Genomic DNA, 11,718 nt, shown 5'->3' on the forward strand with positions numbered 1-11,718 from the left:
TTTGTTGAGTATGCTTTTATGAAGGACTCGCCTTAGTTACATTTTCGTTAGGTTTTGTTAATATGGGCACCCTTAGTTACAATTCCACCGACTTTTGTTACTAACGGCCTCCTTAGTTACAATTACGCCGACTTTTGTAATTAAAACTCGCTCTACATATGCCAAATATAATTTAAACAACAAAAAAACTGTTGAGACAGACATTATTGTCTCAACAGTTTTCTAATAAGTTATATTTTAACTAGAATAATCCTACAGCAGAACCGTCTTCGTTAACATCCATATTTAATGCTGCTGGTTTCTTTGGTAAACCTGGCATTGTCATGATGTCCCCTGTTAATGCTACAATAAATCCTGCACCAGTTCTTGGTGATAATTCTCTAATTGTTATATCGAAGTCTACTGGTGCACCAAGTTCTTTTGGATCATCTGTAAATGAATATTGTGTTTTCGCCATACAAACTGGGTATTTATCCCAACCGTTTTCTTTAATTGTCTTCAATTGTTTTAAGGCTTTGTCACTGAATTTAACAGATCTTCCGCCGTATACTTTCTGAACAATTGTTTCTATTTTTTCTTCTATAGATAAGTCCAAGTCATAAAGATGTTTAAATGATTGAGGTGTTTCTATTACTTTTAATACTTCTTTAGCAAGTTCGACGCCACCTGCTCCACCTTTTTCCCAAACTTCTGTTAAAGCTACTTTTACGTTATTTTCTTTACACCAATCTAAGACAACTTGTACTTCGTCATCTGTATCGTGAATAAACGCATTAATTGCTACAACAGGCTCAACGCCATACTGTTTAATGTTATTGACGTGTCTTTCTAAGTTTACGATACCTTGTTGAACAGCTTGAACATTTTCTTCTTTTAGATCAGTCTTTGCTACACCACCATGCATTTTTAACGCACGAATAGTTGCGACTATAACAACTGCACTTGGATCAAATCCAGCTTTACGTGTTTTGATATTTAAAAACTTCTCTGCACCTAAATCTGAACCAAATCCACTTTCTGTTACGACAATATCCGCTAACTTTCTAGCAGTATTCGTTGCAATAATTGAATTACATCCATGCGCAATATTCGCAAAAGGTCCACCATGTACTAATGCAGGCGTGCCTTCTATCGTTTGTACGATGTTAGGTTTTAGCGCATCTTTTAAAATAAGCGTTAAAGCACCTTCTACTTTTAAATTACGAACCGTTACGGGTTGTTTATCTACATTATAGCCAATTGTAATATTAGCTAGATTTTCTTTTAAATCTTTAATGCCGTTTGATAAACAGAATATAGCCATTATTTCAGATGCAACTGTGATATCAAAGCCATCTTCTCTTGGTACACCTCTTGTTGGACCGCCTAAACCAACTACGACTTGACGTAACTCTCTATCATTCATATCAAGTACACGTTTCCATTCAACGCGTCTAGAATCAATATTAAGTTCGTTACCTTGATAAATGTGATTATCGATAAATGCTGACAACGCATTGTTTGCAGTCGTTATCGCGTGTAAGTCACCATTAAAATGTAAATTGATTTCTTCCATTGGTAAAACTTGTGCATAACCACCACCTGTTGCGCCACCTTTCATACCAAATACTGGTCCGAGTGAAGGTTCTCTTAATGCGACCATTACATTTTGATTAAGTTGATTAAAGGCATCTGCTAATCCAACCGTTACTGTTGATTTACCTTCACCAGCTGGCGTTGGACTTAAAGCTGTTACAAGCACAACTTTACCTTTTTCCTCTAGTTCATTTAGCTTTGTAATATCAACTTTTCCTTTGTAGTGACCATATGGCTCCAAAGCTTCATGAGAAATCCCCACCTTCTCAGCTATTTCACTAATTGGTCTTAAAGTACTTTGTTTTGCAATTTCTAAATCTGATAAATGACTCAACATCGTTCACTCCTTAAATTTATATTACAAATTAAATATTAAATGACATATCCTAACACTCTTAGGATATACAATTCCCTCATAAAAGTCGATATGAAAGCTACTTTTATTCAAATTTCCCGTAAAAAAGATCACGCCAATTATATGACGTGAACTTTATTTAATTTAATCTTCAAGCGTAGATAAGTCACCTGCTGGTAAATCTAGTTCCCAAGCTTTAAGTACACGTCTCATAATTTTACCTGAACGTGTCTTCGGTAATTTATCTTTAAATTCAATTTCACGAGGTGCTGCATGTCCAGCTAATCCTTCTTTAACAAACTTTCTAATTTCTTCTTTAAGTTCGTCTGATTCATCATAGCCATCTCTTAAAGCAATAAATGCTTTAATAATTTCACCTCTTACTGGGTCAGGTTTACCGATAACACCCGCTTCAGCAACAGCTGGATGTTCAACAAGTTTAGATTCAACTTCAAATGGACCTACACGTTCACCTGCAGTCATGATTACATCATCAACTCTACCTTGGAACCAGTAATAACCATCTTCATCTTTATATGCAGAATCTCCTGAAACATACCATTCATCATTGATAAAGTAAGAATCATATTTAGGTTGGTTATTCCAAATTGTTCTCATCATTGATGGCCAACCTTTTTTAAGTGCTAAGTTACCCATTCTATTCGGTGGTAATTCATTACCTTGATCATCTACAATTGCTGCTTCAATACCTGGTAAAGGTTTACCCATTGAACCAGCACGTATATCCATAGAAGGATAGTTTACTATCATATGTCCACCAGTTTCAGTCATCCACCATGTATCATGTACTCTATGATTAAATACATTATGTGCCCACTTAATAACTTCAGGGTTTAACGGTTCACCTACTGAAAGCACATGTCTTAATGATGAAAGATCATATTTACTAACAACATCATCACCAGCACCCATTAACATACGTAGTGCAGTTGGCGCTGTATACCAAATTGTTACGGCATATGTTTGAATAAAGTCATACCAACCTTCAGGCGAGAATCTTCCCCCGACAATACAGTTTGTAACACCATTTAGCCATGGACTGAAGATACCGTATGAAGTACCTGTTACCCAACCTGGGTCAGCTGTACACCAATAAACGTCATCTTCTTTAAAGTCTAATACATATTTACCAGAGATATAATGTACAATCATAGCCTCTTGAACATGTAATACACCTTTAGGTTGTCCTGTAGAACCTGATGTATAATGTAAGATCAAACCATCTTCTCTATCTAACCATTCAATATCAAATTCTTCACTTGCTTGTTCAAATGATTGATTGAAATCAATGTATTCATCACTTACTTCGTCATCTACAACGACAATATATTCAAGGTTTGGTAATTCATCTTTCGGAATTCTACCAACTAAATCGTTCGTTGTAATGATAACTTTAGCTTCACTATTTTCTAATCTGTCTTTAACTGCTTTTTCCATAAAGGCTTCGAATAATGGACCTACAATAGCCCCAATCTTCAAAGCACCTAATAAAGTGAAATATAATTCAGGTGTTCTAGGCATAAAGATAAATACTCTATCACCTTTTTGTACATTCGCTTCATTTTTCAAGACATTTGCAGCTTTATTACTCGCGATTTGTAATTCTTTAAATGTATAACTATCTTGTCTATTGCTATCTTTATAATGAAGTGCAATTTTGTCCCCTTTACCATTATCTACATGACGATCTATACATTCGTAAGCCATATTTATTTTTCCAGTTTCACTCCAACTGAAATTCTTTTCTATATCTTTCCAATTATGATTTTTTACCGTTTCATCATAATCAGCAAGGTTATAAGAATCATTTAATGCTTCGTATACTTCGACTTTCATTTAAATCTCCCCTTTTATGAATGTAATCGTTTTCAATAAAGCCTAATTACATTATAATATAAATAGATGATACTTTTCAAAAAAATTTGATTATTCAAAATACATATTACAAATATAGAATATCATACTTAATGAAAGGAGGTACAACATTGGAATTCAAGAAGACTTTTATATCTGAAACAGTCCCCTATGATAAAGACACAGATATTATCGTTGAAGGACCTGTACATCCAGATGAATTGCGAAACATGACTTTTGATGAAGGACTCAATAGTTTTAGAGTATCTAAAGAACAATTTGAAGCGATCATTGAAATAGCTGAATTACCTGAAGGAAGAATAATTATTGCACGTATTGATCAACATATTATTGGTTATACGACATACTTATACCCTGACCCATTAGAAAGATGGTCTGATGGTAATTTACCGTATATTCTAGAATTAGGTGCCATTGAATTGTCTTTAGATTATCGTAAATATGGTCTAGGTAAAAAAATGCTTCAACTTGCTATGAAAGCGCCTGAAATGGAAGATTTCATCGTCATTACAACTGAATATTATTGGCATTGGGACTTAAAAAATAGTGGTTTAGATGTTTATCAATATCAAAAAATCATGCATAAAATGATGGCTGAAGGTGGATTAGAAGTGTTTGCAACAGATGATCCTGAAATTATTAGTCATCCAGCAAATAGCTTAATGGCAAGGATTGGACAAAATATTAAACAAGAACAAATGGAAGAATTTGATAAGCTCAGATTTATGAATAGATTTTTCTTTTAGAGGGGGTTTAAATTTATGTTAGTAGAAAAAATTATGACATCACCTTGTACAACAATACAAAGTGATAAATCTATTGAAGATGCTTTAGTATTAATGACACAAAAAGAAATTAGACATTTACCGATTGTTGATGAATCAGATCATTTACTCGGTATTATTTCTGATAGAGATATCAAAATGGCACTACCTAGCATATTATCTGATGACGAGCCTAACAAAAGTTTGTCATTATCTGTTTCAAAAATAATGAGACGTAATGTGATACGTTGTCATCCACTTGATTTTGTAGAAGATATTGCATTAGATTTTTATGAAATGTCTATCGGGTCAATTCCAGTTATTCGAGATAATAAAGTAATTGGTATCGTTACCCAAAAAGACATGCTCAATACATTTTTAGAACTTACTGGCGTGACTATGCCCGGTTCTATTATTGAAGTACATATTGATGATAAAGTTGGCGCACTTCATGATATTACAAGAATATTTAAAGAACAAAATATTGATATCTTAAACGTTCTAGCATATGCAGATCAACAAGATATTAATAAGAGATACCTGATGTTACGAGTGAAATCAATGAATCCAGAGAAGATATACAAATTATTAGAAGAACAAGATTACCATGTCATCTATCCATTTGGTATAAAAAATGACTAATGTTAAATATGTATATTCTGAAGATTTATTGAAATATCGTTTTTCAGATAGTCACCCTTTCAATCAAATGAGACTTAAATTAACAACTGATTTACTCTTTGATTTAGGTGTATTAACAGAAGCACATATTATTCCACCTCGGGTAGCGACTGATGAAGAACTTCAACTCGTACATGAACCAAATTACATAGAAGCTATTAAAAAAGCTGGCAATGGTGAATTACCATTAGAAGAATATGATAAATACGGATTAAATTCTGAAGACACGCCACAATTTGTAAATATGCATGAAAATAGTGCACGTGTTGTTGGTGGAACTTTAAGTGCAGTAGATGCCGTTATGACTGGAAAAGCAACAAGCGCATGCCATCTTGGTGGTGGCTTACATCATGGCTTTAAAGGTAAAGCGAGCGGATTTTGTATATATAATGACAGTGCCGTTGCCATTCAATACATGCAATCAAAGTATAATCAACGCGTCTTATATATCGATACAGATGCTCATCATGGCGATGGCGTACAATGGTCATTTTATACTAATGAAGATGTCATGAACTATTCTATACATGAAACGGGTCGATACTTATTTCCAGGCACAGGCGCGTTAACAGAACGCGGTGATGGTAAAGGATTTGGAACGACTGTCAATGTACCATTAGATGCTTATACAGAAGACGATTCATACATAGACGTCTTTAAAGATACGGTAGAAACAGTTTGTAAAGCATATAAACCAGATGTCATACTGAGTGTAAATGGTGTGGATATACATTATTTAGATCCTCTCACACATTTAAGTTGCACACTTGATACATTGTATAAAATACCTTTTATCGTTAAAGGCTTAGCAGATAAATATTGTGATGGCAAAATCATTATGATTGGTGGCGGTGGCTATAATATATGGCGCGTCGTACCTAGAGCATGGTCACATGTATGGTTTGCACTAAATGACCTAGAAACACCTGATGGGTCAATACCAGATTCATGGTTACAAAAATACCAACCACACGCACCATTACCACTACCTTCAACTTGGGTAGATGAAAAAGAAGACTATACTGAAATACCAAGAAGAACAGAAATAACAGAAAAAAATAATAATACTAAATTAAGAATATTAGACTGGTTTAATTAAATATTAAAAAAGACGACTGAAACATATCCATTGTTTCAGTCGTCTCTTTATATTATTTAGTTGTACCTCTATATTCAACTCTGTAAGGTAAAATCACGTTAGGTTCATCAATTTGTTCGTCATTCATATATTTAGTTAATAATCTCATACCAACTGCACCAATATCATATAATGGTTGTGTCACACTTGATAATTGAGGTCTAACCATATGAACTAATCTTGTATTATTGAAACTTACAACTTGTAAATCATTTGGTACATTAACACCTGCATCTTGAGCTGCGTGTACAATACCAATTGCTTGTTCATCACTAATACATAAAATAACATCCGGCTTATCTTGAGAAACAGCCTCATAAGCACGGCTGCCATCTTTATATGTTTCATTACCAACAAATTTAGCATTGTCCTCGATTTCAAGACCAGCATCTTGAAGTGCAAGTTCTAATCCTTTAAAAGCATCATCTTGTGCTTTTTCTGAATATCCCCCACCTACAAATGCAAATTTCTTAGCACCTTTCTTGATCAATGATTCAGTAATTTCTTTACTAGCTTCTGTATAGTTAATGTTAACTGAAGCAAGTTTAGAATCTTTGTCATTCGTTCCTGAAACGACAATTGGTACTGATGATTTGTCAATAAGATCAACTGTTTCATCTGTTAAAGTACCACCTAAGAAAATGATACCGTCAACTTGTTTACTTAATAAATTATTAAATATCTCTTGTTCTTTTTCACTATCATTATCAGAATTTGAAATGATTGTATGATATTTATACATAGTGGCAATATCTTCTAATCCACGAGCTAATTCAGAATAATAAACATTTGAAATGTCAGGAATAATTACCCCAACAGTTGTTGTTTTCTTACTTGCTAAACCTCTAGCTACAGCATTAGGTCTATAATTTAATCTTTTAATGACTTCATTTACTTTATCACGTGTTGAAGGCTTAACATTTTGGTTACCATTCACGACACGTGAAACTGTAGCCATTGATACTTTTGCTTCTCTTGCAACATCATATATTGTTACAGTCATAATATCCTCCTATCTTGAAAACGTTTTCTACTTTATTCTAGCACGTTTTCATAATGTTTTCAAAATATATGAAAGCGAACTCACAATTACCAATTATAAAAGATTATAGAGGTGTTGTCGATACAATTGCTCTAACATTTTTGGATTTTGTGTAAATTGTAAATAGTTTTTCAGAAAACAAACGAACATAAGTTAAGTTACAACTTAAAAAACTGGCGAAAAGTTATCATAACTTTTCGCCAGTTAATGTATATGAATATTATTTTTCGTATAATTTAGCAGCTTCAATGATTTCTTTGTAGAATGCATCAAATTCGTTTAAGTCCATTTGTTGACCAGCATCACTTAATGCTACTGATGGATCAGGATGTACTTCTGCCATAACACCGTCAGCTCCAACTGCTAATGCAGCTTTAGCACATGGTAACATAATATCTTTACGTCCAGTACTATGCGTAACGTCTACCATAACTGGAAGATGTGTACCTTGTTTTAAAATTGGAACTGCTGAAATATCTAATGTATTTCTTGTAGCTTTTTCATATGTTCTAATACCACGTTCACATAAGATAATGTTATTGTTACCTTGTGAGTGAATGTATTCTGCAGCGTAGATGAATTCTTCGATAGTTGCAGAAAGACCACGTTTTAATAAGATTGGTTTGTTTGTTTTACCTGCTTCTTTTAATAACTCAAAGTTTTGCATGTTTCTTGCACCAATTTGGAATACATCTAAGTATTCATCAGCCATTTCAAAGTGTGTAGGATTTACAATTTCACTTACGATATTTAAACCGTATTTATCTTTAGTATTTTTAAGAATTTTTAATCCTTCTTCACCTAAACCTTGAAAGTCGTAAGGAGAAGTACGAGGTTTAAATGCGCCACCTCTAATGAATTTTTCGCCTCTATCAGCTAAATCTTTCGCAACTGTATCAACTTGTTCTTGTGATTCTACAGAACATGGACCGAATACGAATGATTTTTTATTATTACCAATAATTGCACCATTGTCGAATTGTACAATAGTATCTTCTGGTTTTAATTTACGAGAAACATATAAATGTTTTTCATTTTCAGATTTTTGTAAGTCAGTAGAAGCTTTAAAGATCTCTTTAAATAATTGCTTAATAGTATTGTCGTTATATGGTCCTTGGTTATTATCAATTAAATGATTTAACATTTCTTTTTCACGTTGTGGATCATATACTTGAGTACCTTGTTTACGTTTTTCTTCACCAATTTTTTTAGCTAAAGTACCACGCTCTTGTAATAAAGCTAAAATTTCATCATTAATACCTTCAATTCTTTTTCTTAAATTCTCTAATTCATTTGACATCCTTTTCACCTCATGTAAACAATTTAACTCACATACTTTAAAGCGATAAAATATATAAGTAATTAGATGTTAGTATAACAATTAAAATGCTCTGATTCAACCCCAACATCTCAAAAATATTAAAATTTATTACTAATCAGACTAATAAAGTATATTTTAATTTATAATGGTGTTCATTACAATATAAAAAACTACCGAAAAGTTATGTTATGACTTTTCGGTAGTACAAATAATATGCGTTATTCATCACTTATTTATTATTTTTTATCGAAAGTTTTTTTCTCTACAACTGTTTTTGGACCTTTTAAGTCTTCATTTTCTACTTCAGATTTAATCGCACCTTTTTGTGCTTTTAATTCTTCATCGCCCACATCGTCAGCTGTTACAACGCCTTTGTTAGCTTTCTTTTCAGCTTGTTTAGATTTTACTTCTTCTGCTTTTTTCTTAGTTTCTGTTTTCTTTTCTGAAGCTTTTGTTTTAACTTCTTCTTTTTTGTCAGAGGCATTAGCTTTTACTTCTTCTGCTTTTTGACTCGCTTCTTCTTTTTTATCAGCAGCTTTAGCTTTCACTTCTTCTGCTTTTTCACTAGCTTGTGATTTTTTATCTTCAACTTTAGTTTTGACTTCTTCTTTCTTTTCTTCAGCTTGTGTTTTGATTTCTTCAGCTTTAGATTGAGCTTGAACTTTTAAGTCGTCAGTTTTAGTTTTAACGTCATCGATAATTTTGTTTGATTTCTCACTTAAATCATCTTGTAATTCTTTCCCTGATTTAGGTGCTAGTAATAAACCAACAATTCCGCCTACTACTGTACCTAATACTACACCAAATACAAAATCTCTTCCGTTTGTATTTTTTTCATATTCAGCTTCATATGTTTCTAAACCATGTGTATATAAATCTCTATTGTATTTGTTTTCCATTTTATTTTCCCCCTAATTTTATTAAAGAAATCAGGCTGTGACATGTTGATATGCCTCAGCCTGAAAAGATTGTTATTTGCTTCCATGCACGTTATTTTTTCAAGCCTGCACCAATTTTATCTTCATCTAGGTTGTCACCTGATGTTGTTGTTTCATTGTAGTCTTTCGGCACTTGCGCTTCAAAATCTTTAGAAGCATTTACATTATTTTTGTACGATACGTTACTTCTACGATCTCTTCTTAATTGCCATTTATCTGCAACTTCCATTGCAACATTTGACCATTGAATAACTTGAGAAATCTTATCTTCATTTTGTGAGATATTGTGAGTAATAGAATTTGTAACTCTATCTACTGAATTATTAAGTGTTTGTACAGAATCTCCAACACCTTTAACTGCATCTACTACTGAGTTTAAGCGTAATGATTTATCTTGAATATCTTCAGTTAAACGATTTGCTTTATGAAGTAAATCAGTAGATTCACGTGTGATACCTTGTATTTGGCCTTGAATGCCATCTAAAGTTTCATTAATTCCTTTAACTGTTTTTAATAATTGCATTAAAAATAGTGCTAAGACAATACAAATAATTAAAAATGCAACCGCAGCAATTATACCTGCTATTGGTAAAATCCAATCCATACTGAACGCCTCCTAATAATTATAAAACTAATCTTTATTCGATTTACTAATATTTAATACCCTCACTATTAAAGTATAAACATATTATATTTAATGTGATAGTGAAGAAACATAGGCTTTTTGAACTTTTTGAATATCTCCAGCACCCATAAATAGTATAACACCATTATCATGCTTATGTAGCTGAGAAACTGATTCTTCGCTAATTAAATCCGCATTAGGAATTAATGCTTTTAAATCGTGTATTGTCAGCTCACCTTGTTGTTCTCGAATAGAACCAAAGATGTCACATAAGTATACTTTATCAGCAAGGTTTAAACTTTCAGCAAATTCGTTTAAGAAAGTTTCTGTTCTTGAAAATGTATGAGGTTGAAATACTGCAACCACTTCGTTTTCAGGATATTTTTTTCTAGCTGATTCAATTGTAGCATTAATTTCTCTCGGATGGTGTGCATAGTCATCGATTAAGATTTGATTGTCGTAAAAACTTTCACTAAATCTTCTTTTTACACCACCAAATGTTAATAATGCTTCTTTAATATTTTCAATATCTAGTTTTTCTAAATGACAAATTGCAATAACTGCTAATGCATTTAGAACGTGGTGATCACCATACATAGGTGTTGTAAATGTACCTATAAGTTCATTTTTAGATTTGAAGTAAACATCAAATGTTGTACCTTTAGAAGACGTTTGAACATTGTCAGCATAGACATCATTGTCGTGCTCAAAACCGTAAAAGTAAATTGGAACATCTGCTTTAATTTTTCTTAGCTCAGCATCATGTCCCCAAGCAACGATAGCTTTTTTAACATTGCTAGCCATCTCTTGGAATGCATTTGTTACGTCTTGTAAATCTTTAAAATAGTCCGGATGATCAAAATCAATATTTGTCATAATCGCATAATCTGGATAATAACTTAAAAAGTGTCTTCTATATTCACAAGCTTCAAAAGCAAAGTATGAGCTATCAGGTAATCCCATACCTGTTCCATCACCTATTAAGAATGATGTCTTTTGATCACCATTCATCACATGTGATAATAATCCAGTTGTCGATGTTTTACCGTGTGCACCTGTTACAGCCACTGATGTATATTGAGACATAAATTCACCTAGGAAAATATGATATCTTTTCACTTCAAGTCCCATTTCGTATGCTTTAGCTATTTCAGGGTGTGTATCTGGAAAGGCATTACCTGCTATAACAGTCATGCCTTCTTTAATATTTTCAACATCAAAAGGTAGTATTTTGATGCCTTTATTGTTTAATGCTATTTCAGTAAATACTGTATTCTCTATATCAGAACCTTGTACTTTATGTCCCATGTCGTGCATGATTTGTGCAAGTGAACTCATACCTGCACCTTTTATGCCGACAAAATGAAATAATGTCATTTCATG

The 11,718-nt window shown here is 32.8% G+C and carries 10 protein-coding genes; 3 read left to right on the top strand and 7 right to left on the bottom strand.

Annotated features, from left to right (window positions below):
* Window positions 1-241: 241 nt before the first annotated feature.
* The gene (locus tag MUA60_RS09205) at window positions 242-1,909 is read right to left on the bottom strand and encodes a formate--tetrahydrofolate ligase (protein ID WP_262647996.1); all 1,668 of its coding nucleotides are present in this window, start codon (window positions 1,907-1,909) and stop codon (window positions 242-244) included.
* Window positions 1,910-2,074: 165 nt separating this feature from the next.
* Window positions 2,075-3,787, bottom strand: a complete 1,713-nt coding sequence (acsA, locus tag MUA60_RS09210; protein ID WP_262647997.1) for an acetate--CoA ligase — start codon at window positions 3,785-3,787, stop codon at window positions 2,075-2,077.
* A 149-nt stretch (window positions 3,788-3,936) separates the two neighbouring features.
* On the opposite strand from acsA, the gene MUA60_RS09215 reads away from it, so the two are divergent.
* The 3 genes from MUA60_RS09215 to MUA60_RS09225 are packed head-to-tail and all read left to right on the top strand — an operon-like array spanning window position 3,937 to window position 6,370.
* Window positions 3,937-4,572, top strand: a complete 636-nt coding sequence (locus MUA60_RS09215) for a GNAT family N-acetyltransferase (protein WP_262647998.1) — start codon at window positions 3,937-3,939, stop codon at window positions 4,570-4,572.
* A gap of 15 nt (window positions 4,573-4,587) precedes the next feature.
* Entirely contained in the window at window positions 4,588-5,232 is a 645-nt protein-coding gene (locus MUA60_RS09220; RefSeq protein WP_262647999.1) for a CBS and ACT domain-containing protein, read from the top strand.
* Window positions 5,225-6,370, top strand: coding sequence for an acetoin utilization protein AcuC (locus MUA60_RS09225; RefSeq protein WP_262648000.1), 1,146 nt, complete (start codon window positions 5,225-5,227; stop codon window positions 6,368-6,370). Before MUA60_RS09220 ends, MUA60_RS09225 begins: the two co-directional genes overlap by 8 nt.
* 52 nt (window positions 6,371-6,422) lie before the next feature.
* Here the strand turns inward: MUA60_RS09225 and ccpA are convergent, their stop codons facing one another.
* The 5 genes from ccpA to murC form a co-directional block, all read right to left on the bottom strand.
* Window positions 6,423-7,412, bottom strand: coding sequence for a catabolite control protein A (gene ccpA, locus MUA60_RS09230; RefSeq protein WP_262648001.1), 990 nt, complete (start codon window positions 7,410-7,412; stop codon window positions 6,423-6,425).
* A gap of 259 nt (window positions 7,413-7,671) precedes the next feature.
* Window positions 7,672-8,751 carry a bifunctional 3-deoxy-7-phosphoheptulonate synthase/chorismate mutase gene (locus MUA60_RS09235; RefSeq protein WP_262648002.1) on the bottom strand — a complete coding sequence of 360 codons (1,080 nt, stop codon included), beginning with the start codon at window positions 8,749-8,751 and terminating at the stop codon, window positions 7,672-7,674.
* A gap of 257 nt (window positions 8,752-9,008) precedes the next feature.
* A complete protein-coding gene (locus MUA60_RS09240; protein ID WP_262648003.1) occupies window positions 9,009-9,671 on the bottom strand; it encodes a YtxH domain-containing protein in 663 nt (220 codons plus the stop codon).
* A 91-nt stretch (window positions 9,672-9,762) separates the two neighbouring features.
* Window positions 9,763-10,314 carry a DUF948 domain-containing protein gene (locus MUA60_RS09245; RefSeq protein ID WP_262648004.1) on the bottom strand — a complete coding sequence of 184 codons (552 nt, stop codon included), beginning with the start codon at window positions 10,312-10,314 and terminating at the stop codon, window positions 9,763-9,765.
* A gap of 90 nt (window positions 10,315-10,404) precedes the next feature.
* Window positions 10,405-11,712 carry a UDP-N-acetylmuramate--L-alanine ligase gene (murC, locus tag MUA60_RS09250; RefSeq protein WP_262648005.1) on the bottom strand — a complete coding sequence of 436 codons (1,308 nt, stop codon included), beginning with the start codon at window positions 11,710-11,712 and terminating at the stop codon, window positions 10,405-10,407.
* Between the last annotated feature and the right edge of the window lie 6 nt (window positions 11,713-11,718).

Source organism: Mammaliicoccus sciuri (genome assembly GCF_025561425.1).
Lineage (GTDB): Bacteria > Bacillota > Bacilli > Staphylococcales > Staphylococcaceae > Mammaliicoccus > Mammaliicoccus sciuri_A.

Bases quoted from the DNA above. Each gene is read 5' to 3' on its own strand.
- acsA (WP_262647997.1), bottom strand. From the start codon at position 3,787: ATGAAAGTCGAAGTATACGAAGCATTAAATGATTCTTATAACCTTGCT.
- MUA60_RS09220 (WP_262647999.1), top strand. From the start codon at position 4,588: ATGTTAGTAGAAAAAATTATGACATCACCTTGTACAACAATACAAAGT.
- MUA60_RS09225 (WP_262648000.1), top strand. From the start codon at position 5,225: ATGACTAATGTTAAATATGTATATTCTGAAGATTTATTGAAATATCGT.
- ccpA (WP_262648001.1), bottom strand. From the start codon at position 7,412: ATGACTGTAACAATATATGATGTTGCAAGAGAAGCAAAAGTATCAATG.
- MUA60_RS09235 (WP_262648002.1), bottom strand. From the start codon at position 8,751: ATGTCAAATGAATTAGAGAATTTAAGAAAAAGAATTGAAGGTATTAAT.
- MUA60_RS09240 (WP_262648003.1), bottom strand. From the start codon at position 9,671: ATGGAAAACAAATACAATAGAGATTTATATACACATGGTTTAGAAACA.
- MUA60_RS09245 (WP_262648004.1), bottom strand. From the start codon at position 10,314: ATGGATTGGATTTTACCAATAGCAGGTATAATTGCTGCGGTTGCATTT.
- murC (WP_262648005.1), bottom strand. From the start codon at position 11,712: ATGACATTATTTCATTTTGTCGGCATAAAAGGTGCAGGTATGAGTTCA.